The organism is Corynebacterium sp. NML140438 (assembly GCF_001875725.1).
Taxonomy (GTDB): domain Bacteria; phylum Actinomycetota; class Actinomycetes; order Mycobacteriales; family Mycobacteriaceae; genus Corynebacterium.
Genome location: NZ_MLCQ01000025.1, coordinates 14,249 through 38,511, shown reverse-complemented (window position 1 = coordinate 38,511; position 24,263 = coordinate 14,249). Strand labels below are relative to the sequence as shown.

Here is a 24,263-nt window from a genome sequence, read left to right as displayed (position 1 = left end):
GGGTGGGTGTGTATTCGAAAGCTCTGCAGGAGTTCAAGGACGCTGATAGAGCTTTCGACCGGGCCTACGCCGGGGCGTATCTGGCTGCAGAAGGCTCCATCAAGGACCGTGAACAACAGGCCACGTTGGCGACGATGCAGCAGCGTGAAGCCCGCGATATTGCCGAGGTGAAGATGAAGCACGCTGACCGGCTCGCGAAAGCCCTCGAAGGGGAGCTTCGGGCCATGCAGTCCATCGGGGCATCAGTGCGCGCCATGTACGGCGTCGCAGGAAGGGGAGAAGGCGCATGACTATCCCAACCGAAGTTGCGGAAACAGTCATCAATCGGGCTGGTGGCTACTGCGAAGTCATGTTCGCCGCAGCCTGTACGGGCAGGGCCGAGCATCTGCATCACCGCAAGCTACGAAGCCAGCTTGGCAGGCACGAAGTGGAGAACCTGCTGCACATTTGCCACCAGTGCCACACCTGGATTCATGCACACCCCGCCGCATCGTATGAGCGGGGTTTTCTTGTGCGTGGCAGTAGGGAACCGGCGCACCATCCGGTGCTGTACCGGAACGGGAAACTGCTCTACCTGACCAGGTCGGGCGAGGTCGTGAAAGGAGGAAGACAATGAGTTTGAAGGCGATGCTGTGGGTGATGGAAGAGGCCCCCGTGGAAAACCAAGGGGAACTCGCGGTGCTCTACGCGCTCGCGGATCGTGCTGATGACCGCGGTTGTGGAGCGTTCCCGTCGCAGGAATGGATTGCGACGCGGGCGCGCTGTTCGGTGCGCACCGTGCGGCGGAAGCTGCAAGCGCTTGAGGAAAGCAGGGTGATCCGTCGCGGGGACCAAGATTTGGTGTCGCATTATCGGGCGGATCGGCGACCAACTGTTTGGGATATCAACATCCACGACCGGACACACGGACCGGGCGGACACGATGACCGGGCGGACAGTTACGACACCACGGGCGGACAAATCAGGTCGAACGACCGGACAAATCAGGTCGAACGACCGGACACGGGTGTCCTACAAACCGTCCATAACCATCCTGAACCGTCCAAGAACCAACATGCTCACTTCGATGAGTTCTGGGGCATCTATCCGAGGCGCGTCGGCAAGCGGAAAGCAGAATCCGAATTCCTCCGGGCATGCACCAGAGCACCAGTCGAGGAAATCCTTGCCGGGGCTCGTCGTCTCGCCACGGACCCGAATCTTCCGGAGAAGCGGTTCATTCCACACCCGGCGACGTGGCTACACCAGGACCGCTGGGGTGATGAACCGTTACCGGCCCGAAAACCGGCCCCAGGCGCGCCCACAAGTGACCGGCAGCCCCGCCGTGGCACACGGGCCACCGACTGGCTCCCAAACACGCCACAGGCCCACACAGGCCCGGATTACACCACCGGCCACACAATCATCGAGGCACACCCATGACCAACGACGACTGGACACTCATCGCCGCCGAAGTCCTCGCCACCTGCAAACAAGCAAACCCCAGATTCCCCAACCCGGACCCCGACCGGCCACGCATCTGGGGCTACACCATGCGCAGATCAGGACTCCCACCATGGAAAAACCTGTGGATTGAAGCCGTTGGTGAGTACTTCTGCCACCCACACGGCGACGCCATCCCGCTACCTGCCGACATCATCCAAGCCGCCCGCAGAGTACGAGACAGGCAGGAAACCGACCCTCGACTCAAGGCCCGCTGGGACGCGATGCGACAGCAGCGACGCAACACCATCGACAAGCAGATCGCCACCGGCACACACCGGCTGCAACTCGAAGCAGCAAGGCGAACACCTGAACCAACACCCGAACAAAACTTCGATGTGCAAAAAATCATCGAAACCAACTGGAAAGGCAAAACCAGACTATGACCCCAGACCCCGACAAGGAGCGACTCAAGTGGGTCGAGCACCTCGCCAACAACGACGACCACCAAGACAAGGAGGCTCCATCGTGCAACCAGCCGGACACCATCGACCACTGGGACAGATAACGTGCCGCTGGCACCCCTGCACCAAACCAGGCACCGGGCAACCCCCACTGTGTGCCAAACACGCCAAAGCATACGCAGCAAACCTGCAAGGCCCCCTGTTCATCCAACCCAAAACCATCTTCTAGAAAGGAACCAACATCCATGGCACTGCCACACGTCCAACTCGCCGGAAACATCGCCTCCGATCCCGAACTGCGCTACACCCCACAAGGCCACGCCGTCGTCACGTTCTCCGTCGCCTGCAACAAGCGACGCTGGGACCAACAACAAAACCAGTGGGTCGACGACAGCGTCACCTTCCTGCGGTGCGAAGCATGGGGCAACCTCGCCACCAACACCGCCGACACCATCGCCAAGGGCATGCCCGTGGTGATCACCGGCACCCTGCGACAAGACAACTGGGAAACCAAAAACGGTGAGAAACGCACCACCTACGTCGTCACTATCGCAACGATTGGCCCCAACCTGGCCTACACCGTCGCCAACGTCCACCGCGCCACCACCAACAACAACGCTGGCCAGCAGACACACACCCGCAACCAGTCACCAACCGGCGGCTTCGGGCAGCAAGACGCATGCAACAGCCAGCCACAGAACACGGGCGGGTTCGCACAGAGCGACAATGAGGAGCCACCGTTCTAATGGTTGCGATACTGCACAACGACCACTTCCAAAACTTCAAACGCTACGCCGTACCCAAAGCCCAACTCATCATCGCAGACATCCCCTACAACCTCGGCACAAACGCCTACGGATCAAGCCCCCTGTGGTATGTCGATGGGGACAACAAAAACGGCGAATCGCACCTAGCAGGAAAACAGTTTTTCGACACTGACAAGAACTTCAAAGTACCGGAGTTCATGCACTTTGCTACACGAATGCTGAAACCAGAATCAAAAGTGCGTGGCGAATCTCCTTGCATGATCGTGTTTTGCTCATTCGAGCAGCAATTCCCGCTGATTGAGGAAGCAAAAAAGTACGGGTTCAACCGCTACATCAACCTTGTGTTTAAGAAACGCACCAGCCCACAAGTGCTGAAAGCAAACATGAGGGTTGTTGGGAACGCGGAATACGCACTCATCTTCTACCGTGAACGCCTCCCCAAATTCAACAATCAGGGGCGCATGGTGATGAATGTGATGGATTGGGTGCCAGACCGCAAAACCCCAAAAGTGCACCCCACTCAAAAACCGGTACCACTACTCGAACGCCTCATATACCTGTTCACAGACCCCGGCGATGTGGTCATCGACCCGTGCGCGGGCAGTGGGTCAACTCTCATTGCGGCGGAAAACCTGGGCCGTAAAGGTTACGGCTTCGAAATCAAAAAGGAGTTCTGCCACGCCTTTAACAATCAGGTGCACCCCTCCGTAGAAGAGGGTTTGCCGCTGTGGGATACCAGCGCAAACACTGCGAAACGGCGCACCAGCGCATAGTCGGACAAGACAACCTTAAGGAGCACAACCATGAACCCAATCAACGCAACCGTCTACACCCGCCCACACTGCATGAAATGCAAAGCAACCATCAAAGCACTCACCAACATGGGCGCCGTTGTCTCCGTGCGCCAACTCGACAACCACCCCAACAAAATCGAGGAAATGCGCCACCACGGATGGCAAGAACTCCCACTCGTCGAAATCACCCACAACGACCACCCCATCGCCACATGGGCAGGCATGAGTCAAACCCACCTCGACGAAACTCGCGAACGCATCAAGGCACAACCATGACGCGTAACCGGATAGGCCGACAACTCACCCCACTGGAACAAGAAATCATCCACTACGCCGAAACCACCATGACCGGGGCAGGACTCGACCCCAACACCAATCTCGAAACCTTCAAAGACCTCATCATCCTCTTCGCCGGAATCCTCGGAGACAACCAATGACCCAACCCCTGTTCACCACTGACGAAGCACACCACATCTGCCCAGCCTGCGGACACATGGAGCCCAACACGTTCCTGTTGACCATCAACCACCCAATCCCGCCAGGTGAAACAGAATGCTTCAAACAGCTCATCACCCGCAGACACGAAAGGAGACAACATGAGTGTTGACATGTACCAACTCCGACACCTCGCCCGTAGCCTTGCCTACCTCTACCAAGAACTCAACGAACTCAAATACTCCCGCCCCAAACCACCCGAGACTCGCGTTATGAAGCCGCGGCCTGGTCCACAATCCCCAGGCAATTGGTTGTATGTTGCCTGCTACCTCGACCAGTCAGCCAAACTCCGCGAAGTTGCCTTCAACGCCTTCAGCGACATTGGAGTCAAGGTCCGGGACGACGAAGCTGGGGCAGTCGCGCTCTGCTGCAAACTAGCCTTCTACGCCCAGGCAGTGTCAGAACTCGACTGGGCCAACGACTTAGTAGATGAGCTCCGCGACCAACAGCGCATCATCAGCCAACGATGCCGACCCGTCGGCGATAGTAAAAATGGCAACGATGGGGAAGTCTGGCTCACCGCACGAACCATCAGCTACAAACTCCGACGACAGGGGTACCAGATCACGCCTGAACTACTGAGGAAATGGGCCGAGAGGGGCAAGATCACGGCCAAAAAGGATGCCGTCGGGCAGAACCTCTACCGACTGTCCAAAGTGATTCAGGCACTGGGATAACATGTTAAAGAGATCAAGCAGAACAAGGTGAGGTTCAGGTGGGGAAAAACAGTAACGGCTCGGCTATCTTCACGCGCGAAAGACGAGAAAAATGGTTTGGACGCTCCCGAACTCACTATGGAAAAGCCTCTACGATTCTCACAGTGGCGTCCGGTATTTGTGGCGCGGGAGCTGCTGGGTTACCGCTGTTTTGTCCGGATTTTGTAGGTGCAGTATCGGCAGTGCTCGCCCCATTTCTTGCGGCAGGCTCTTGGGCTCTAAGAAACGCTGATAAGGATAAACTGGATGCCCGATCTAAAACAGATTTTGACGGCCTTGTTCGTGCTATCGATAAATCGCATTCAAGGCTGAGTTATGCAGCATCAGTACCGCCCGATGACAAACTTGCCAAAATATATATCGAAACAGTGCTGGATGAGCTACGGAGACTTCTCGAACCTGAAGGGAAAGATAATTGTGTTCGACTTTGCCTCTACCGAAAAGACTCTGGTGAGCGAAAAGAAAAAGCAGACGGGGACCCCAATGTAGAACGAGAATTCAATTCCGACACAGAGGAAGAAGCAACTGTTTCTTTTAAAAATTACGTCTTTCAAAGGGGTGGACGGAGCGATCTTCCTCGCTTGAGCTTCAATTCAACGGAGCCGCCTGGAAGTGAATTCTTTGACGAGCTATTCCGAATTGGACGATACTATTGCAATTCGCCAGAAGAGTTCGTAGCTTTAGGCGAGGATAATTACTACAAAGGTAAAGTGAATCGCCCTGCCTACAAATCATTTGTCAATATTGCACTTAGAGACGAGGACAATGAAACTTTTGCGATGCTGACCTGTGACTCCACTGAAGAGAATTTTTTTGATGAACGACGACACAGACTCATTAAAGCGTTTATCCCACTTTTGAAATTAGCACTGCAGGATGGCGCAACACACGTGCCAGAACCAAAATTTAAAAGGGATCAAGTAGAGTCGAGCATAAGGCGGAAACCAATTAGGCCGTCCAAGCCTAAGCGCAGAATAGTTCAAGCGGAAAAGCAGGGAGATGATCACGATGCCTAGTTCGATCGACGTCGCTCGCTACATTCTGGAGAACTTCGGCGAGATGACAACCATGAAGCTCCAGAAGCTTGTCTATTACTGCCAGGCATATTGTTTGGCCTGGCATGACCGCCCAATGTTCGACGAGACGATACATGCATGGACTCACGGTCCTGTTGTATACGAGCTCTTTAATGAGCATCGTGGCCAATACATGATCGACGCTGAAGATCTTAACGCCGACGATGGTCACCCTTTGGGAGAAGAAGATCAAGACGTTATTGACAGTGTATGTGAAGCGTTTGGAGGCTTAACTGGGTGGGAACTTCGAAATCGCACGCACGAAGAAGATCCGTGGTTGGATAATTTTCATGAGGACGCTCCGTGGCATAATGAGGAAATCACGCAAGAAGAGATGAGGCGGTACTACGCGGAGTAGCTCTAGACACTGTCACGCTGTGTGATATAATCGACGCGACGACAACTTATACCCTCGACCAGCTCGGGGGTATTTCGCGTTTTTCAGTCCTGCCGCCAACTACCCGCGACCGCTTCAACAATTCCATCGGTCATGGTTCTAAGCGGGCAGACGCAGGCCACCGGCTCACGACCGGAGCCGGACACAATACGAGGGGAGGACCACATGCTGCATGTCATAATGGGTCCTCCGGCAGCAGGGAAGTCGACGTTCGTGCGTGAGCACGCCCAGCACGGCGATATCATCGTTGACCTTGACCACCTGGCCAACGTACTGGCGGGTAAGCCGATGGGCAACCACGAGCACACCGGCGACGTCCTAGCCGTCGCTAAGGCAGCACGACAAGCAGCCATCGACACCGCACTCACACGTGAGGTCACCGTCTGGTTGATACACACCAACCCCAGTGGCAAGCAGCGCGCCGAGTACACCAAGCACGGTGCCGAATTCCACACCATCGACCCCGGCAAAAAGACGGTCATGGCACGCTGCAAGCAGGAGCGCCCGTATGGTTCCGCCATCGCCGCCGCCAAGTGGTACGACGAGCGGAAAGCCAAGCCGAAGAAGAACGCCCGTGAACGCGGCTACACTCACCACGCGCACGACGTGCCGCGCAAACGCCTGCTGCTCGCTATGCGCGACGGTGAGCCGTGCTGGTGGTGCGGACTGCCGATGCACAAGGACAAGCGGCGTAACTGGGATGGTCAAGCACTCGCTGCCGACCACTCCAACGCGCATGGAGCCCGCAACGGCGAGCAGCCAGATCGGCTGCTGCATAGCCGCTGTAACTCGCAGCGCCAGGACGGTCGCTACGACGCGCGACGCCCCGCGCTGACCGGGAAGCACCCATCGGAGTCGCTAGCCCCGCAGGCGGGCGCGCAGGCACTGCGGCGTGGCGAGCAGGACGGCGACGCGGCGGCGTTCGTATGGAAATAGACCGGGTGGTCTAAATCTTAAGGGGGTACCCCAGCGGACCCCTGCCCTCATGACTCCGAGTCCGAGGATTTTTTACACGCGGCCAAAAAGTTTCGTTGACCAGTGCTAACGGAGGTTTGAAATGATGGGAGATTCCAAGGAATTGGACCACTTGGAAAACCTCTACGAGATGGAGGCATTCGAACGTGGTGGCCGCGACCTCTGGGAGCACATGAACGACCCCAGAGACCCCGCCGATGTCACCGCATTGGTTGTAGAAGCGTGCCGCGTCAAGGACCGGCTCGACCGCCTGCATCGCATGGCCACGCGGGATGACCGCGAGTGGGGGAGACTGCTGCCGACCGATATGGAAGGCGAGTTCGTCCTACAAGTCGGAGGTGTGCTGCGCGAGCAAAGGCAGACAGAGACCGTGTTCAAACAGCTTATTGTGGAGATCGCTAGGAGGCGCAGTGAGTACGACGACGATGGAGAGGACGAAGAGGGAGGACTATCCGACCTGTGACGATTTCCCCATGCTCACGGGCAAGCAAACTCCGCTGAATCTGTGTGAAGCGCCGGGTATTCACGAGCACGGGCGTAAGAACATCGAGCTGGCCCGTCGCGTCGGGCTTACAGCTTTCCCATGGCAGTGCCACGAAATCAACGCCATCAACGCGACGAGCCTTGACGGCACGTGGGTGCATTCCGATGCGGTGCTTATTTGCCCGCGCCAGAACGGCAAGTCCCTCCTGGTCGCGCTCATCGTCATCTACCGTATTTTCGTCCTTGGTCAGAACGTCCTGTTTACTGCCCAGCAGTGGGAGACCGCCAAGGAGTTGTGGGAGCAGACGTGGAAGATTGTTCGTAGCCGTAAGTTTCTGTCGAAGCGGGTCACGTCGAAGACGTGCTCGCAGGGCCGTGGCACGATCTTCCTCTCGAATGGCGGGCGCGTGGTGTTCACCACCCGCTCTCAGGACGCTGGCCGTGGCCTGACGAAGGTCGACCTGCTTATCTACGACGAGGCGTACAACTTGACGGACTCGGAGATGGCGGCGCTGGCCTTCCTTGTCCAGGCAGCGGAGGACCCGCAGGTGTTCTTCATGTCTTCGTCGGTGCATCGTGACTTCCCGCAACACGCGAACGGTCGCGTGCTCTCGTCGATGCGCGAGCAGGCGCTCACGGAGTTCGACGAAAATGAGCCGGTCTACTTGTCGGAGTACGCGGCACCGGAGGATATGGATCCGGAGGATGAGCAGACGTGGCGGGTGGCTAATCCATCGTATGGCGTGATTTCGAATGCGAAGAAGATGCGCAAAATCATGCGCCGCATGAACACCGAAGAAGGCCGCATCAACTTCGGCGTCGAAGCGCTCGGCTGGGGCGAGTGGTTCACGCACAAGGACCTCGACGAGTTCACACCGATCATTGCCCCGGACGTGTGGGACTCGTTGGCTGGCACGCCGGAGGGCGCGACTGCGGACAACGTGGTTGCCATTGACACGACGCCGGATGGTGAGCATGTGGGCATGGTCGCGGCGGTACGGCTGAGCGATGGTCGCGTGTTCCTGACTCTGTCGCCGCATGAGGACTTTAAGCGGGATGAGCTCGTGGCGTCGGCGCGTGGTTCTATCGCGGCGAATGACCCGCTGGCATTGTTGCTTGATGGCTCTGGTCCGGTCGCGACGCTGATTGATCCGTTGGAGCATGCCGGGGTTGCCCCGGAAGTGTTGACGGGTGGCAAAGTGTCGGCGGCGTATGAGCTGTTCCTGCGGATGATTGCCGAGCGTCGGATCGTTCATGATGACGATCCGCGTTGGGTGGCTGCGTGGGCTGTGGCGGAGGAACGCTCTACGTCTCGCTACCGCAGCTTGGACCGTTACAAGGGCAACGTGTCCGCTCTGAATGCTGCGGCGTTCGCGGTGTGGGGCCTGCAGGAGTACGCGATTCCTGCGGAAGTGGATGTGAAGTCGAAGCGGCGTTTTGTTGGTTCGGCGGCTGCTGTTGCTTCGGTGGGGGTGTCTCGTGCTGCGGGTATTGATTTTTAAGGAGGTGTGGTCATGACGGAGCCACTGGTGAAGCGTGAGGTTGGTGCTGCGCGCACGGTGTCTAATACTGCTTTGGCGGAGGATAACTGGGCTTTGCGTTTCCCGGCGTCGTCTCGTGTGTTTGCGAAGATGGGGCGTGAGGATGCGCAGGTGAAGTCGGTGTTGCGTGCTGTTATGCTGCCGATTCGGCGTGCTACCTGGTATCTGGATCCGAATGGCGCGCCGGAGGAAGTCGTGGCGCTGGTTGCCGAAGACTTGCGTATGCATGTCAAGGGTGAGGATCCCGGCAAGCCGGTGGCGGCGCGCACGGGCCGTGTGTCGTGGGACAAGCACCTCGAGGACGCTTTGCGTGCACTGCAGTTTGGCCACATGTTTTTTGAGCAGGTGTATGCGCCGGGTCGTGATGGTCGTGACCATTTGGTGAAGTTGGCTCCGCGTTGGCCTGGCACGATTACCGGCATTAAGGTCGCCGCGGACGGTGGACTCGCGTCCATTGAGCAGCGGGCCACAGCTGGTGTGAAGAACGCGGAGCCGGTGGAGATTCCAGTCTCGCGTCTCGTTGGTTACGTGTTTGACGACATCGGTAGCCAGTGGATTGGACAGTCTGTTCTGCGCCCCGCGTATAAGCACTGGAAGTTGCGCGATGAGCTTCTGCGCATGGAGCTCAACGCCATTGACCGCAACAGCATGGGCGTGCCGGTCTACGAGGGAAGCGAGCTTGCACTCGACCCGGAGGCGGATATTCGCGCTGGGCAGGAAATCGCGTCGAGTATCCGGGCCGGGAAGACTGCGGGTGCTGCGATTCCGGCGAAGGCGAAGTTGTCACTTGTTGGCGTTAATGGGCAGTTGATGTCACCACGTGAGGCGATCACGTACCACGACAACATGATTGCTAAGAGTGTGCTGGCGCACTTCCTCAATTTGGAGGGCAAGGGCGGTAGTTACGCGTTGGCGGAAACCCAGTCGGACTTGTTCATCCAGTCGTTGCAGACCACCGCCGAGTGGATCGCCGACGTCGCCACCCAGCATGTGGTGGAGGACCTGGTGCGTGTGGCATTCCCAGAGCATGACGGGCTCATGCCGCGCATCACCCTGGACCCGATCGCTTCAAAGAAGGAAATCGCGCCGGGTGATCTCGCGCAGCTGAAGAACGCGGGTCTGATTCTCGCGGATAAGGACCTCGAGGAAGACCTTCGCCGCCGCTACGTGCTGCCGCCGAAGCAGCGACTCACGGACGCCTTGCAGTCGAAGAAGGACCGGCAAACGCTCGAGGAGCAGTTCGGCGTGAGCTTGTCGGACGCCTCGGACGAAGGGACCACCACTGCGACCGTTCCAGTGGAAGCAGCAACCCAAACCACCGATGAAAGAGGTGAGTAATGAACGAGATTTTGATGTACGGCACCATCGGTGAGGACTTTTGGGAGCCGGAGAACTCGATTACCGCGAAGAGCATCATGAGCCAGCTCGCGGACATGACGGGCGACGTGACGGTGCGCATTAGCTCCGGCGGCGGCGACGTGTACGCCGGCATCGACATTATGAACGCGCTGAAGGACTACGACGGCGGCGAAGTCACGGTGATTGTGGAGTCGCTCGCCGCGTCCGCCGCGTCGTTCATTGCGGTCGGCGGCGCGGACCGCGTGCTCATGCGCGCGTCCTCCGAGCTGATGATTCACCGTGCGTGGACGTGGGCGGAGGGCAACGCGGACGAGGTCGCGAAGACGTTGAAGGACCTCGAGCGCCAGGACACGAAGCTCGCGAATATCTACGCCGCCAAGGCTGGCGGCACTGTCGAGGACTGGCTCGCCGCCATGAGCGACGAGACCTGGTACACCGCCGACGAAGCTGTGGCCGCAGGTCTGGCCGATGAGGTTATCGCTGAGAAATCCACGGCACCGGAGCCAGCGGCGAAGCTGGCGCGGCGTCGGTTCAAGTTCGCTAACCGGGCTGCGGCGCCACCGCCGCGTCCTGTCCACCGGTCGGGAACCGGGGACGAAGAAACTACTACGCCCAGCAATGGGCAGGAGGAGGATGCAATGAGCATTCTGAATCAGCTCGCTAAGGAGCTGGGCAAGAAGCCGGAGGACGTGCAGAACGCACTCTCCGGCTTTTTTAATGAAACCGTCCAGGTCAACACCGAGGTTGAGCTTTCCTACCCGGAAGACACGCAGGTCGTGCCCACTGGCAAGGCAACTATCACCCCGGTTGGTGAGGTCCCGTCTGGTCTGACATTCGCCCTGGGTGAAGTCGCAGACGGTTGGACTGCCGAGGTCGCTGAGGACACCGGCGTCATCACCGTGACCGCACCGAACGAGGAGCCAGGCGAGCAGCTCGCGCTCGCTGTCCCCGTCCAGTCCGGTGAAGGTGAACCGACGGAGCTTACCGCCGGTGTGACCATCAAGGCCGCTGCCGACGATGAGCCGGAGCCGACGCCTGCGGAGCCCGCCGCGCCGGGTACTCCGGGCGAGCTCGCGGGTGATGCCGTGTCCTTGGACCGCGAGACCTACAACGAGCTTAAGGCTGCGGCGAAGTTCGGTTGGCAGGCCATGGAGCGCGACAAGGAATCGAAGCTTGTTTCCGAGGTCGATGCCTGGGTTAAAGACGGCCGTATTTCCGCGTCTTTGCGTGGCAAGGCTGTCGCAGCGATGAAGCGTGACCCGCAGATCGCCCGTGACCTCTACGGTTCGAATCCGAAGGATACGGTGCCGCGTGCCGAGATCGGCTATGGCGTCGACGATACCGACGACGGAGAAAACCCCAACACCATTTCTGACGAGCGTAAGGCGTCTATCGTCCGCGCTCTCAACCTCAACCCCTAAGGAGAAATCATGAGCGCAATCAACATTGTTACCGAGCGCGGCCCTCGTACTTTCAAAGCCGTCAAGGACATCAAGGGCGGTCAGATCGTCATGGCCGGAGACGGTGGTGTCGAGCCCGCAACTGCTGACGCAGAAAAGGTTATCGGCGTGGCCATTACTGATGGTGGCCCGCAGACTGCACCGGAGGACAACAACCTCGTTGTGCAGAAGCCGGAGCATGTGGCAGTCGCCTACTCCGGCATGGAGGTCTACCTCGAAACTACCGCCCAGCTCACCTTCGGCGACAAGGTCGGCGCTGACGCAGAAGGCAAGGCAAAAGCCTACTCCGCTGGCTCAGTGGTTGGCGTCGTGACCGACCAAGCCCCGTCTGCAACTCGCGCCCTGGTTCGCCTGGACTAACCCCTGAAAGGAACGTCAAAAAAATGACTACCCCGATTACCACTCACTCCATCCACGATGGCGTGAAGTTTTCTGTCTCCGAGCTGCTGGGCATGCCGGAGCTGTTCATCAAGCCCATTCTTGAATACCTCACAGAGTGGGATCTGGTCTCTGCTATCTTCGAAGACGTAGGAGATAACAACGGCTCCATCGCCTATGAGAAGGACGTCGCACCGTTCACCGTCGATGGTCTGGAAACCATCGCAGAATTCGCGGAGTACCCGTCCACGCTGCCGGTGTCTGCTGGCAAGATTGTCGCAGCTGCGGAGAAAGAAGGCCGCTGGCTCGACATCTCTTACGAGATGCGTGACGAGAACAAGGTTGACCAGGTGAACCGCTCCCTGACTCAGTTCCGCAATGCTGCGGCCTACTCCAATTACGAGCGCCTTAAGTCCGTGCTCGAGAAGTCCGACATTGGTACTGTGGCCGCCGCCGCAGGCTGGCGTACTTCTGATGCGGACATCTTCGGCGACACGGATAAGGCGATCGAGAAGATCGCTGATGCGGAGATCCCGGATGTTGTTCAGTCCGAAGCCACCTACGGTTTCGACCCGACCGCGATGGTTGTGCCTCGCTCGCTTGCTTCTTCTTTCATCAAGACGGAAGAGCTGCGTTCGGCCTACGAAGGCAACCTGGACAACACCAATCCGGTGTTTGCGGGCTACAAGGGTGTGACTGCTCGCGGATTCAATGGTCTGCAGATCATCATCCCGAAGTTCTGGTACAAGGACCGCATCCTCGTCATCGACGAGAACAACAAGCCGGGCCTTGTCTCCCACACGAATCGCCTGGCAATGACCGGTCCGTTTGATGAGCCGCGTCACGACAAGGTGGGCTACAAGCTGTCGCAGAAGCGCGTCCTCGCAGTCCATAACCCGAAGGCCGCTGCCTGGATCACCGGCATCAAGGGTTAATCATGAAGATCCGATTGATTGCCTGGGCTCGCCGAAAGGTGGGTGCCGACTGGGAGAACTTTGTCGAGGGTGACATCGTAGAAGATGACTCGCCGTGGGCTGAGCGCCTTGTTCGCATTGGGGCGGCTGTGCAAATTGCTGAGCTGGAGACCGCAGAGCCTGCCGAGGACGCAGAGAACGCGGACGCGAATGGCACTGACGAGTCTGAGGATGAGTACGCCGACGATGAGCCTGTCGAGGACGTCAAGCGTCCGGCTAAGACTGCCCCGGTGGATACGTGGCGTAAGTACGCCGAATCCTTGGGCGTTGAGGTGAAGGGCTTGTCGAAGCAGGAGATTATCGCGGCGACGCAGTAAGGAGGCCATCTCATGGAGATTAAGGTTTCCGAGATTGAAGCTCGCCTTCCTCGGCCACTGGACGAGTCGGAGAAGCCGCGCATAGAGGCACTCATCGCGGACGCGGTGGAATACCTCGAGGTGGAGTTCCAGCGCTGTGGGCGCACACTCGATGATGAGCTGGCGCGCACGTCGTGGCTTGAAGCTGTGGTGCGCCGCGTGATTCGCGAGATGGTGTCCGCCGCAGTGCTCGTTGGCCCGAACGTGGGCATGCGCTCCGCGAGCTCCACGACTGGACCGCAGTCAGATTCCATCACTTTCGCTGATGTTGATTCCGTCGGCTGGGGTGGCGTCCGCCTGACGGACCAGCAGCGACTCGACCTAGGGTTGTGCATGCCAGGTGGTCCGCGGGGCAAGTTCCCGCCACCGGCGTGCTGGCCGGAGAGGATCCGTTGATGTTTCCAGACCAGCATGGGGAGACTGTCACTGTCCTGGGCGAGCCGACGTATTCCGACTACGGCAAGCTGCTGAGCAACGAGGTCGTGGCCACCATTGAGCACTGTGTCATTGGCCCTGCCGGTGATTCGGAGGTCACGGACGATGGCTATTTCACGGCGGACGTGAACCGGCTGACCGTGTACGCCCCGCCTGGCGCTGTCGTGGAGGACGGGGCGCGGGTCGATATTCGCGGCCGCGTGTACATCGTCCAGGCACGGGGCTTCGACTACTCGCCGGGGCGTCGGCCTGTTGTGTCACGTCACCGTCCCAAGGTTGTGTTCACCGCGGTGGCTGCGGAGGTGTCCGACGATGGCGGGCTCTAAGTTCTACCGTCCGACGTTTCACTGGAACGAGGACGCGTTCGACAAGCTGCTGGCGCAGCCAGAGGTTGCGGCCCAGGCGCAGGATGCGGCGGAGGAAGTCTCCGAATTTGTGCAGGCGGCGTGGCCCGCCGATAAGCGCGAACTCACGCCGGACACCGCCGGATTCACCCATGGTTCGCAGACCGAGGTGTTCAACGTCGAGGTGGGCGAGAACCGTGTCGGGCGTCAACGTGCAGTCCTACTCATTAACCATCCCTACGCTGTGGCTTTCGAAGCCAGGCTAGGGGCTATTACGAATGCTATTCATGCGGCTGGGTTGCAGCTGAACCCGCCGGAGTAGCAGGGGAGGTGTCCTATGGACTCAATTGCAGGATTCCTGTTTTCTCAGGATCCGACCCAAAAGCTGTACGCGCAGCTACGACGTGCACTACCCAGTGAGGTGACGGTGTGTGAGCACTCGTTACCGAAAGGCTGGAACCCGACTATGGGTGCTGCTGTCGTAGTCGCGGATGGGGCACCGCAGGTCCGGGATACCGGGCATGACCGCCAGCTCGTGCGGGTAAGTGTCCACGCTCCGACGTATGCGATTGCGCGGCGTGTGGGGCGCAGCATTAACGAGTATTTGCTCAGTCCGCTTGGTGGGCTGGGTCTTTCCATTTCCAGAACCCGCACTACCGGCGTCATCGTTGGCCCGGACAGTCTCAAGGGCGGGTACGTCGCCACATGCTCCTACAGCTGTGGCACAACACGAAAGGTTGTATAAATCATGGCGCAGAAGCGTACCGAGGGCCTTAACATTCGAGTCCTCGAGGACAAGGAAGTCCTCATGCATTTCGGGGAGAACCCCGCAATTGACATTAAGACCGGCACGTTCGGCCCTGGCTGGCACTCCGCTGGTCTTGAGCCGAATGATTCCACTTGGAACGAAACTCGCAACGTCGATTCGAACAAGACCCCGCTCACTGGTGGTCAGTCAGCAACGTCCTACACCGCGGGTGACGTCACGGGCTCCGTTGACCTCATTCCTGGTTCCCCGGTTCTCGACTACATCGAATGGCCGGATACCGTTAACCAGGATTCCGTGCTGTACCGCAAGCACACCAACGAGGTTGCCCAGGCGTATGTCGCCCGTGTCCACAAGTTCCAGTCTGGAGTTATGGGCATCAAGGTTTCTCGTGAAAAGGCCAACCTGACGGTCGCTGACCGTAACCAGGGCAATGACCCGACTGCGCACACTCTCAATATTGACTACATCAATGGTGACGATGAGGTCATGTTTGAGGAGAACTACTACCTGATTACGGAGGATGCTGTCGTGAAGGTTGAGAAGAAGATCTTCCAGGACATCGATAACCTCGAGTCCAAGATCGCCTCCGGTGATGCCTTCGTCCCGCAGGGTGGAGAGAAGGGCGTTGTCTACGTCAAGGAAACTGATGAGGTTGCTAAGGGCGTCGACGGTGTGGACCTTATCAACTTCAAGGATCCCAAGTCCGGTGAGACGGCCACGGTCGCTAAGACCGTGACCCTGCCGTCTGGTGTTTCCGGTGGCACGTTCACCATCACCGCAGACGGTCACACGACCGCCGCCCAGGACTACAACGCTACGGGCGCCACCATCCAGGCGGCACTGCGTACCGCTGGTGCTACTGGCGTCACTGTAACCGGTAAAGCTGGCGGTCCGTACACCGTCAATGGCGCGTCCGCGGTCACTGCCAATGGTGGTTCTCTCGAGGGCGGTTCTTCTACCACCATCACCGTGAAGTAACGGGGGTACGTCGGTAAATAGCGAGGGTGACGTCCTCGCGCCGTAATGTACGGCAATTGGTTAGGCCCGCGCCTGAGTGATTCATCTGGGCGCGGGCCGCTTGTGGATATAGCTCAGTGGCAGAGCATGAGGGCGCAGGTTCGATTCCTGCTATCCGCACTTGGTGTTTTCTTCCATCTTCGGGTGGTCCCTGGGAAGAAAACACCTCAAATCGTTTTAGGGGCCACCTTGTTAAACCTATTGGAGGGACCACACATGACTACACGAAAGACCACTAGCGACAAGGTGGAAGTCGTCGAAAACAACACCGACGAAAAGACCACGAACACCCCAGCCGACACGACCGTGGAGACCATCGAGTTTTCCGTGACCCTTGCCAACGGCAACAAGGTCACCCTCGAAGCCATCAAGGACCCCCAGGACCTCGACTTCGAACTCCTTGACCACGCCCAGCGCGGAAACTACGCAACGTTCCTCGCCGGTGCACTTACCGCGAAGTCGCGTTTCCTGCTGAAGAACGCCGGTGCCAAGGTTCGTGACTACGAGGCTGTGTCGACGGCGTACGGCGAAGCTGTGGGCGCGGTGGAGAACACTATCGACCACGAGGACTAGCCTGTGTTGCCTCTCGAGGTTGAAGCCGCGGGGGCGCGCACCGTCAAGTTTGATGTTCGGCTGGGGTCTGGCCGAACCGTCCACATGGAGGGCGTGGCCGACCCGATCATGGCGGGCTTTGAGTCGACTATCGCCTTGCTGCGGGGTGAAGGGTTGGACCCGAACTTTATGACTGCCCGTTCGCAAATGTCGTGGGGGTTAGCGTTCCCACGTGCTGGTGATGCTCGTCGCCTGGTGGAGGCGTGGCTTGTGGCGATTGGGATTAACCGTGAACGCCTGTCGATTCTGGCGCGGGTCGTGGATTACCTCGAGCTCGTGGAAGCGGACCTGCAGCACTTCTACCAGGTGGACCTGGGGGACTGGCCGCGTGGCAAATTGTCAACCCGCAGGCTGGCGATTCTCATGGAGGGGCTACGGCGGCGCCCAGATTCCTTGTTCTGGGCGGAGACCTCATCGGAGTTTGACCCGTTGACTTCGGAGTCGATCATTCTCGCCGGAATTTTCGGTGCTTTGACCGGGCAGCAGCACCCGCTTCTTACGGCTCGTAAGGACCGCAAGGACCAGGCGGAGAAGCAGGCGGCGATGGCGCGCATGCAAGCACGTGGTTTGACCGCTGGATAAATCATAAAAGGAGAACTTCACAATGGCAGACAACGCACTCGGCTGGGTGTCCGTCCCGTTCGTCCCGACGTTTGAGGGAATCACGCAGCGTATCGAAAAGGGGCTTGTGAAGCCTGCGGAGGCGGCGTCGAAAAAGGCTTCGGGCGCGGTGCAGAAGACTGCGGATGACATGGTGAAGTCTCTCGAGCGTCAGGCCGCGGCGTCGAAGAAGAAAGTCGATGACCTTGGCAAGGCCGCAGAGTCTGCTGCAGGTAAGGAAGAGGTTGCTCGCCAGAAGGTGCAGGCTGCCATTGCGAAGCAAAAAGCCGCCGAGGAGGACTACCAGAAAGCTCTCGCCAAGGGCGATTCTGGAACCAAGGAGCTCGCGAAGCTCGAGGACGCCAAGGCCAAGGTCGCAGACGCGAATGTGAAGCTGAAGAAGGCGGAGCAGGACACCACTGCCGCGCAGAAGAAGGCTGCGGACCAGGCCGAGGACTACGCTAAAACAGTCGGCAAGCTTGAGGATGCGCAGAAGTCCGCAAAGGATGAGGAAGACCGCCATAAGGGCGTTATGGGCGGCCTTCGCAAAGAAATGGACAAAGCGAAAGCCGCAGCCGACGACGCTGGAACCTCGTTTCACGATATTGGCGCCAAGCTTAAGACTGGCATGACTGTGGCGGCCGGTGCTGTAGCCGGTGGGCTTGCGGGCCTGGTCAAGGTCGGAACAACCTTCGACAACACGTGGGACACGGTGCGCGCCGGGACCGGTGCGACGGGTGAAGCATTCGAGGCGCTCAAAGAAAATATTCGGAACGTCGCGAAGGAGTCTGTGGGCATTGGTGGGGACTTCGAAGCCATTGGCTCAACCGCCGCGGATCTGAATACCCGCCTGGGGCTGACGGGTAAGCCGCTTGAGGATATGACGCGGTCGATGCTGCAGCTGCAAGAGCTCGGCGTCGACGCTGACATTAACTCGCTGTCTCAGGCTATGAACGGCTTCGGTGTAGAGGCCAAGGACATGCCTGACATGTTGGACAAAATGTTCCAGGTGTCGCAGGCTACTGGCTTGTCGGTGTCTGAGCTTGCGAACTCCGCTGTGAAGGCTGGCCCGTCGTTGCGTGGCTTTGGGTTCGATATGGCCGATTCTGCTGCCTTGGTAGGCCAGATGGATAAAGCTGGTCTTGATGCAGATAAGACGTTGCAGTCGATGCAGCGCGCTCTCGCGGAGTTTTCGTCCGAGGGGCGTGATGCACCGGAGGCGCTGAAAGAGACGATTGGCAGTATCGAGGAGCTTATTAACGCGGGTGACGACGCTGGCGCGATTGATATGGCGTCGGGAATCTTCGGTACTCGTGGCGCTGCGCAATTTGTGGACGCTGTCAAGACTGGCACGCTGTCAGTTGATGATTTCATGGCTGCGACTGGTGCGACGTCGGACACTATTAATGGTGTTGCGGAGGAAACTGCCGACTTTGCGGAGAATTGGGATCAATTCAAGCTGAATGCGCTGGCTGCTTTGGAGCCGGTAGCGTCTAAGATTTTTGATTCTATTGCTCCTGCCATGCAGCTAGTGATTGATAAGGTCATGCCGCTGGCGGCGTCTTTTGCGGAGCAACTCGGACCGGTGCTTGAGAACGTTGTCGGGAAGCTCACCTCGCTTGGCGAGTGGATACTTAAGAATAAGGATTACTTGGTGCCACTGCTTGCCGCGGTAGGCACTGCGAGCGGTGTGTGGAAAGCGTGGTCACTTGGCATGACGGCCGTGACCACGGCGACTAAGCTCGCTAAGGCTGCCCAGGAAGGCATGAACCTTGCGATGAAGGCCAACGTTATCGGCATTGTGGTAACGGCGATTGCTGCTCTGACTGCTGGCCTTATTTGGTTCTTTACGAAGACGGAGACTGGGCGTGAGCTGTGGTCGAAGTTCACCGCGGCACTTGCCGATGGTTGGCAGTGGGTAGTCGATAAATTGTCGGCTGGCTGGGAATGGCTGAACGAGAAAGTATTCCGGCCTCTGGGTGCGTTCTTCACAGAGACTTTATGGCCGACGATTGATTCGGTGCTTACGTGGGTATCTGATAAGTGGCAGGCAATGCTCGACGCGGTGACAGCCGTGTGGGGCTGGCTGCGCGATAACGTGCTCGTCCCGTTGGCGTCGTTCTTCACGGATACTTTGTGGCCTGCTGTTTCTTCGGCCCTGGGCTGGGTATTCGATAAGTGGAATTGGCTCTACGGTGTCCTCGTCACGGTGGTGTCCTGGATTTGGGACAACGTCATCATGCGCTCCATTCAGGGCTATGTGAATCTGTGGAATCGGGCGCAGGAAGCTATCGGCTGGCTCGTCGATAAGTGGAATTGGATGCGCGATATGCTGCATGCCGGTTGGACTTGGATCGATGGAAACGTCTTCGCCCCACTCGGTCGCGGACTCGATACGGTCAAAGGCTGGTTCCAGACTGCTGTGGACGCTATCGGTCGAATCTGGGACGGAATCAAAGACAAAACTAAAGCACCCGTGCAATTTGTCGTGGACGTTGTATATAACGGCGGTATCCGTAAGGCATGGAATGCAGTTGCAGGTCTTGTCGGCCTCGACCAGTTGCAAGAAATCAAGTTTGCCCGTGGTGGCATTCTTCCCGGGTACACCCCAGGCCGGGACCCGTACACGTTCATCGAACCGAAAACTGGCATGTCGATTGGGCTGTCTGGTGGAGAAGCGGTCATGCGGCCCGAAGCAACCCGCGTCCTCGGCACAGCCTGGGTCGATGGCGTCAACGCAGCAGCCCGAATGGGCGGCGAGCGGGGTGTCGCACAGTACCTTTATGATGATGACCAGCGAAAAATCGGAGGGTTCTACGCTGGCGGCGTCATCGGGTCCATCACCGATTGGGTCAACAAGTACTACCCGATGATGACAATCACATCAACGCTGCGCAATTCGAATGATTACCATGGTCAGGGTCTCGCCGTGGACTTTTCGAATGGAACGGACGACACTCCGCAAATGCAGTCTGCTGCCATGAACCTTTTCAACAACTACGGAAAAGGCTTGCTCGAGCTTATCCATAGCCCGTTCAGCCACAACGTGAAACATGGCAAAGACGTTGGTGACGGTTTCGGTTTCTATGGTGCGGGGACTATGAATGCTCACCGTAACCACGTTCACGTGGCATCGCAGCAGCCATTGGGTGACCCGAAGAATATGGTGGAGATGGTCTGGGACGGCGCTAAGGCTGTATTCCGCTCTATCAAGGAGCGCGTAACCGACCTGTTTAACCCCATTATTGATGCTGTTAAGGGCAAAATCTCAGGGTTCAATGCTCCTGGTGTTATCGGTGATCTTCCTTCTGCCTTCTTTGATAAGGCATGGGTTGCTGCTAAGGATTTCATTCTCGGCAAAGCCGACGAGGCAACAAGCTATGCAGGAGCATCGGGTACGACAGGTAGTGCGGAATCATGGCGTGAAATGGCTATGGCTGCTATGCGTCGCCAGGGGTTCAATGCCGATGACCCGGCGCAGGTTAATGCCATGCTGGCGCAGATCATGTCGGAGTCTGGTGGTAATGCTGATATTGCTCAGCAGATTGTGGATGTGAACGGCACGGGCGAGTCTGCTGGTGTTGGTTTGCTGCAGATTATCCCTGGCACATTTGCTGCTCACCGTGACCCGGAATTGCCGGATGACCGTCGTGACCCGTGGGCGAATATGAACGCGGCCCTGCGCTACTACAAAGGTCGATACGGAACCGACCTCACCACTATGTGGGGTCACGGTCACGGCTACGCCGAGGGCGGTATCCTGCCGAAGCTGGGCCTATTTGATAATGGCGGCTGGCTTGAGCACGGCGCCATGGCCATCAATAAGTCTGGCTCGCCCGAGCCGGTTTTTAATGCGGCGCAGTGGAAGACGCTCGCCGACGTTATCCGGTCTGTGGGTACTCTCGTGCCTGCTATCAAGGCGCAGACGGATGTGCTGGCGGACGTCGCGGAGGGTGCGCAGGAGTGGCTGGCGAAAGCCGCCGACCCGAAGACGATTGAAGGCATCAACGCGCGCGCCGGAGTCAACGCCTTCTTCGACCTTGGCCTGGACCTACCCGGCCAGGACATCATCAAAGCCGTTGTTGACGGCGAGTCCGCGATTTGGGACGCACGCGACCGACAACTTGGTCACCTCGACACCATCGCCGAGAAAGAAAAAGCCCTCGCCGACGCGCGCAAGGAACTCGAGGACCTCATGAACGATGAGGGCGGCTTGTCGAAGGCCGAGCAACGCAAGCTCGACGATGCACAAAAGGCTGTTGATGAAGCTAAGGCCAAGCAGGCCGAAGCGGATTCGGATGAGAAGCGCGCTGCGGCTGCCGACAAGGTGGCCGACGCCGAAGAGAAGCTCAAGCGGGTGCGTGAGGACCAGGCCGACAACGCGGCGGAGAACGCGACAAAGAGAGAGGAGGAAATCACCAAGGCTAACGAGGCCGTGAAGAAGTCCGAGCAGGAGCTCGTGGCGGCAAAGAAAGCACAAGCGCAGGACCTCGACAACATCGTCCTGCTGTCGCAGGAGTCCATCATGGGCATGGTGCCGATGGCGGAGGGGCTGGCTAGCCAGCTCACCGCTATGGGCGCCCCGGCTGCGATAGTCTCCCAAGGCCTTGGCGCGGTCACGTCCGCGCTGGGTGGTGCTGCGTCCATGGTTGGGCCTGCGGGCCTGTCTTTGGGTGTTGCCGTTGACATGCTCAAGCAGGCGATCGGCATCATCAAGAAGATCGTGGGCTTCATCAAGGACATCATTGAGCGGGTGCGTAAGGCGCAGCTGGAAGCGTTGAAGACACTGGCAGACGGGCTCGGCACGATTGCCGAGTACGCGAAGCTGGTGGCGACGATGCAGCAGAACGTTGCGTCGCTGCAGCAGGAGTTGGTGCGTGGGCTCATGGAGCAGCGCACCGCCATGTTTAACCTGCGGGTGGCTGTGGCTGATAAGGCATCTGCGGAGATGGAGTCTGCTATCAGCGTGGCGAAGGCTCGCCAGGACTTGGACAAGGAGTTGGAGGCGCAGGCTAAGGCTCGTGCTATTCGTGCTAATGGTCTGTTCGAGGACTGGGACTCTTACATGCAGTTCCAGGCGGATGTGGCGGCTGGCATGCTCGACAAGTGGAGTGACACGGCGATTTCGAAGCTGTATGCCTACGAGTCGGCGCGGGCCACAGCTCTCAAGGGTGAGCTTGAGTCGCGCCTGTCCGTGATTAAGGCGGAGGACGCAGCGCGTAAGGCAGCGCTGCAGAACTTCCGCAACCAGCAGGATTTGCTTACCGCGCAGGAGCGTCTGATTAAGATGTCGGCGAAAGTCGCCGGCGTCGACCTCGAGGACGCGACTGGCATGGAGCAGATCGCTAAGGTTATGGCGGAGCTTGCCGAGGCGCAGCAGGCGCTCGATAAGAACATCCTGGGCCGTTGGGGCTACCAGATGGGTGCTAACGGCCAGTTTGCGAATGAGTATCGCGGCCAGCTCGCTCAGGTGAATTCGCTGCGCAATGTGCTGGGCACGCTCATGAATGAGACGGGCGTGCAAATTGACGAGGAGGCGTTGAATCGCACGCTACGGCTCATGGGTGAGACCGCGTTCCGCAGCGGCGACACCATGGCGGTGTTGCGGTCTCAGTTGCCGCAGCTCGCGGCGGCGGAGGAGAAGCTACGGACCAATGAAGCGCTTAAGCCGATTTGGGATGCGCGTGATGACGCGCAGGATATGCGGCGCACCATCGAGGACTTCACCAATGAGGTGGAGCTGTATGGGAAGACGCAGCCGCTCGAGGAAACCATCGCGGGTTTAGAGAAAGCGATCACGTCGCTCAACCAGACGTCGGAGGCGTTTGCCAAGGGCAACGAGAAGCTGCGCGGTGATTATCTGCGCGCGGCGAACCGTAATGCGACCTCGGCTGCGGACCTCGGCGTGACCTGGAAGCTAGATAGCTCGGTGGCGACACCGGGTGTGCGAGACCAGGTCGCCAAGGAGGTGCATATCGCGCTGGATGGCGAGGCTATGTACACCGCGGACCAGGTGGACAAGCTGGTGGCTGAGGTCACTGCTGGTTCGAATGTTCGCGGTATGACGCGTAAGGCATCGACGGTGGCGACGGTACGTAGGATTGGAGGTATCTAAATGCTCAACGTTGAGTTGACGATGGCGACTGGCCAGACCTACGTGCTTACCGGGTCGCCGTTGACGGAGCCGGTGTTGGCCCCGGAGGGCAATCTTCGGGAGCTGCGCGGTGTGGCCAGCCGGTCGGATTTGTCGCGGCCAGGGCGTCCTGGCGTGCTACCGGGCAAGCGCCGGTTTGCGGCGATTGAGCAGGAAATCACGTTTTATCTGCGTGCCCAGAATGGCGATGAGATGGAGCGGGTGTATCGCGAGTTTCGTCGTGGCTGGGATGGCATGTGCACGTTCAAGGTGGAGGCGGACCATCCGCAGGGCGCGTTTTTTCTGGACGTGGTTGCGGGCGTTCTGCCTGGCGTGGATGTGGATGCGCGCCGCCGCACGCAGATGAGTCTGGCGGTGCCGGTGTTCAACTCGACTGGCCTGTTCCGGTCGAGTTCGCGTACGTCTACGACGGTGGCGAATGTGGGTGATGCAACCGTGTATCCGCGGATTGTGAATACCGGGTCTGGTGGCATGGTGCGTGGCCCGTCGGGTGCGTCGTGGAAATTGCCCGCCTCGTCGGTCGCACCGTTGGTTGACCTCGCCCCGGAGGGGCTCATGGTTGATGGTGCGTTTCCGGAGGGCGTGGAGCCGGGCGAGACGGGAACCTGGTCGCTGCCTAATGGGGCAAAGCTGGTGTGGGAACTGTTGGTGGCGAATCCGTGGGGATAAACCCACTAT

29 protein-coding genes and 1 tRNA gene are annotated in these 24,263 nt (G+C 58.8%); all 30 read left to right on the top strand.

The window, feature by feature from the left end; genetic code table 11:
* The first annotated feature begins 8 nt into the window (after positions 1–8).
* The 30 genes from BJP08_RS08260 to BJP08_RS08135 all read left to right on the top strand — a co-directional run bounded on the left by BJP08_RS08260 (position 9) and on the right by BJP08_RS08135 (position 24,254).
* Positions 9–290, top strand: coding sequence for a hypothetical protein (locus tag BJP08_RS08260; protein WP_255364807.1), 282 nt, complete (start codon positions 9–11; stop codon positions 288–290).
* Positions 287–616 carry a hypothetical protein gene (locus BJP08_RS08255; protein ID WP_071569148.1) on the top strand — a complete coding sequence of 110 codons (330 nt, stop codon included), beginning with the start codon at positions 287–289 and terminating at the stop codon, positions 614–616. The genes BJP08_RS08260 and BJP08_RS08255 overlap by 4 nt, the downstream gene beginning before the upstream one ends.
* Complete coding sequence (locus BJP08_RS08250; protein WP_071569147.1) at positions 613–1,419, top strand: helix-turn-helix domain-containing protein; 807 nt, start codon at positions 613–615, stop codon at positions 1,417–1,419. The genes BJP08_RS08255 and BJP08_RS08250 overlap by 4 nt, the downstream gene beginning before the upstream one ends.
* The gene (locus BJP08_RS08245) at positions 1,416–1,865 is read left to right on the top strand and encodes a hypothetical protein (protein ID WP_071569146.1); all 450 of its coding nucleotides are present in this window, start codon (positions 1,416–1,418) and stop codon (positions 1,863–1,865) included. Before BJP08_RS08250 ends, BJP08_RS08245 begins: the two co-directional genes overlap by 4 nt.
* Positions 1,862–1,987 carry a hypothetical protein gene (locus tag BJP08_RS11895; RefSeq protein WP_255364806.1) on the top strand — a complete coding sequence of 42 codons (126 nt, stop codon included), beginning with the start codon at positions 1,862–1,864 and terminating at the stop codon, positions 1,985–1,987. Before BJP08_RS08245 ends, BJP08_RS11895 begins: the two co-directional genes overlap by 4 nt.
* 141 nt (positions 1,988–2,128) lie before the next feature.
* Positions 2,129–2,629 (top strand): single-stranded DNA-binding protein, encoded by a 501-nt coding sequence (ssb, locus tag BJP08_RS08240; RefSeq protein WP_071569145.1) that lies wholly within the window; start codon positions 2,129–2,131, stop codon positions 2,627–2,629.
* Complete coding sequence (locus tag BJP08_RS08235; RefSeq protein ID WP_071569144.1) at positions 2,629–3,423, top strand: site-specific DNA-methyltransferase; 795 nt, start codon at positions 2,629–2,631, stop codon at positions 3,421–3,423. The genes ssb and BJP08_RS08235 overlap by 1 nt, the downstream gene beginning before the upstream one ends.
* A 30-nt stretch (positions 3,424–3,453) precedes the next feature.
* Positions 3,454–3,720 carry a glutaredoxin domain-containing protein gene (locus tag BJP08_RS08230; protein ID WP_071569143.1) on the top strand — a complete coding sequence of 89 codons (267 nt, stop codon included), beginning with the start codon at positions 3,454–3,456 and terminating at the stop codon, positions 3,718–3,720.
* Entirely contained in the window at positions 3,717–3,881 is a 165-nt protein-coding gene (locus BJP08_RS11670; RefSeq protein ID WP_177221741.1) for a hypothetical protein, read from the top strand. The genes BJP08_RS08230 and BJP08_RS11670 overlap by 4 nt, the downstream gene beginning before the upstream one ends.
* 159 nt (positions 3,882–4,040) lie before the next feature.
* The gene (locus BJP08_RS08225) at positions 4,041–4,616 is read left to right on the top strand and encodes a hypothetical protein (RefSeq protein WP_071569142.1); all 576 of its coding nucleotides are present in this window, start codon (positions 4,041–4,043) and stop codon (positions 4,614–4,616) included.
* Between the two features lie 143 nt (positions 4,617–4,759).
* Positions 4,760–5,671, top strand: coding sequence for a hypothetical protein (locus BJP08_RS11440; protein ID WP_143110071.1), 912 nt, complete (start codon positions 4,760–4,762; stop codon positions 5,669–5,671).
* A complete protein-coding gene (locus tag BJP08_RS08220; protein WP_071569184.1) occupies positions 5,664–6,089 on the top strand; it encodes a Panacea domain-containing protein in 426 nt (141 codons plus the stop codon). The genes BJP08_RS11440 and BJP08_RS08220 overlap by 8 nt, the downstream gene beginning before the upstream one ends.
* A gap of 204 nt (positions 6,090–6,293) precedes the next feature.
* The gene (locus BJP08_RS08215; protein ID WP_071569141.1) at positions 6,294–7,064 is read left to right on the top strand and encodes an AAA family ATPase; all 771 of its coding nucleotides are present in this window, start codon (positions 6,294–6,296) and stop codon (positions 7,062–7,064) included.
* A 121-nt stretch (positions 7,065–7,185) separates the two neighbouring features.
* Positions 7,186–7,566: a hypothetical protein gene (locus BJP08_RS11665; protein ID WP_083428483.1), complete on the top strand. Its 381-nt coding sequence runs from the start codon at positions 7,186–7,188 to the stop codon at positions 7,564–7,566.
* Entirely contained in the window at positions 7,514–9,088 is a 1,575-nt protein-coding gene (locus tag BJP08_RS08205; protein WP_177221740.1) for a terminase large subunit, read from the top strand. The genes BJP08_RS11665 and BJP08_RS08205 overlap by 53 nt, the downstream gene beginning before the upstream one ends.
* 12 nt (positions 9,089–9,100) lie before the next feature.
* Positions 9,101–10,465: a hypothetical protein gene (locus BJP08_RS08200; RefSeq protein WP_255364805.1), complete on the top strand. Its 1,365-nt coding sequence runs from the start codon at positions 9,101–9,103 to the stop codon at positions 10,463–10,465.
* Complete coding sequence (locus BJP08_RS08195) at positions 10,465–11,907, top strand: head maturation protease, ClpP-related (protein WP_071569139.1); 1,443 nt, start codon at positions 10,465–10,467, stop codon at positions 11,905–11,907. The genes BJP08_RS08200 and BJP08_RS08195 overlap by 1 nt, the downstream gene beginning before the upstream one ends.
* A gap of 9 nt (positions 11,908–11,916) precedes the next feature.
* On the top strand, positions 11,917–12,306 hold the full coding sequence (locus BJP08_RS08190) for a DUF2190 family protein (protein ID WP_071569138.1): 390 nt from the start codon (positions 11,917–11,919) through the stop codon (positions 12,304–12,306).
* A gap of 23 nt (positions 12,307–12,329) precedes the next feature.
* The gene (locus BJP08_RS08185) at positions 12,330–13,259 is read left to right on the top strand and encodes a hypothetical protein (RefSeq protein WP_071569137.1); all 930 of its coding nucleotides are present in this window, start codon (positions 12,330–12,332) and stop codon (positions 13,257–13,259) included.
* Between the two features lie 2 nt (positions 13,260–13,261).
* Positions 13,262–13,615: a hypothetical protein gene (locus BJP08_RS08180; RefSeq protein WP_071569136.1), complete on the top strand. Its 354-nt coding sequence runs from the start codon at positions 13,262–13,264 to the stop codon at positions 13,613–13,615.
* Between the two features lie 12 nt (positions 13,616–13,627).
* Positions 13,628–14,050 carry a Gp19/Gp15/Gp42 family protein gene (locus BJP08_RS08175; protein ID WP_071569135.1) on the top strand — a complete coding sequence of 141 codons (423 nt, stop codon included), beginning with the start codon at positions 13,628–13,630 and terminating at the stop codon, positions 14,048–14,050.
* Complete coding sequence (locus tag BJP08_RS08170; protein WP_071569134.1) at positions 14,050–14,415, top strand: hypothetical protein; 366 nt, start codon at positions 14,050–14,052, stop codon at positions 14,413–14,415. Before BJP08_RS08175 ends, BJP08_RS08170 begins: the two co-directional genes overlap by 1 nt.
* Positions 14,402–14,755: a hypothetical protein gene (locus BJP08_RS08165; RefSeq protein ID WP_071569133.1), complete on the top strand. Its 354-nt coding sequence runs from the start codon at positions 14,402–14,404 to the stop codon at positions 14,753–14,755. Before BJP08_RS08170 ends, BJP08_RS08165 begins: the two co-directional genes overlap by 14 nt.
* Before the next feature lie 15 nt (positions 14,756–14,770).
* Positions 14,771–15,178 (top strand): hypothetical protein, encoded by a 408-nt coding sequence (locus BJP08_RS11435; protein ID WP_143110069.1) that lies wholly within the window; start codon positions 14,771–14,773, stop codon positions 15,176–15,178.
* Positions 15,179–15,181: 3 nt separating this feature from the next.
* Positions 15,182–16,180 (top strand): hypothetical protein, encoded by a 999-nt coding sequence (locus BJP08_RS08160; RefSeq protein ID WP_071569132.1) that lies wholly within the window; start codon positions 15,182–15,184, stop codon positions 16,178–16,180.
* 102 nt (positions 16,181–16,282) lie between these two features.
* Positions 16,283–16,339 (top strand) — tRNA-OTHER (locus tag BJP08_RS08155).
* A 96-nt stretch (positions 16,340–16,435) separates the two neighbouring features.
* Positions 16,436–16,792 carry a hypothetical protein gene (locus tag BJP08_RS08150; RefSeq protein WP_071569131.1) on the top strand — a complete coding sequence of 119 codons (357 nt, stop codon included), beginning with the start codon at positions 16,436–16,438 and terminating at the stop codon, positions 16,790–16,792.
* A 3-nt stretch (positions 16,793–16,795) separates the two neighbouring features.
* Positions 16,796–17,413: a hypothetical protein gene (locus BJP08_RS11195; protein WP_083428481.1), complete on the top strand. Its 618-nt coding sequence runs from the start codon at positions 16,796–16,798 to the stop codon at positions 17,411–17,413.
* 22 nt (positions 17,414–17,435) lie between these two features.
* Positions 17,436–23,546: a phage tail tape measure protein gene (locus tag BJP08_RS08140; protein ID WP_071569130.1), complete on the top strand. Its 6,111-nt coding sequence runs from the start codon at positions 17,436–17,438 to the stop codon at positions 23,544–23,546.
* Entirely contained in the window at positions 23,547–24,254 is a 708-nt protein-coding gene (locus tag BJP08_RS08135) for a hypothetical protein (RefSeq protein ID WP_071569129.1), read from the top strand. It begins immediately after the preceding gene.
* The last annotated feature ends 9 nt before the right edge of the window (positions 24,255–24,263 follow it).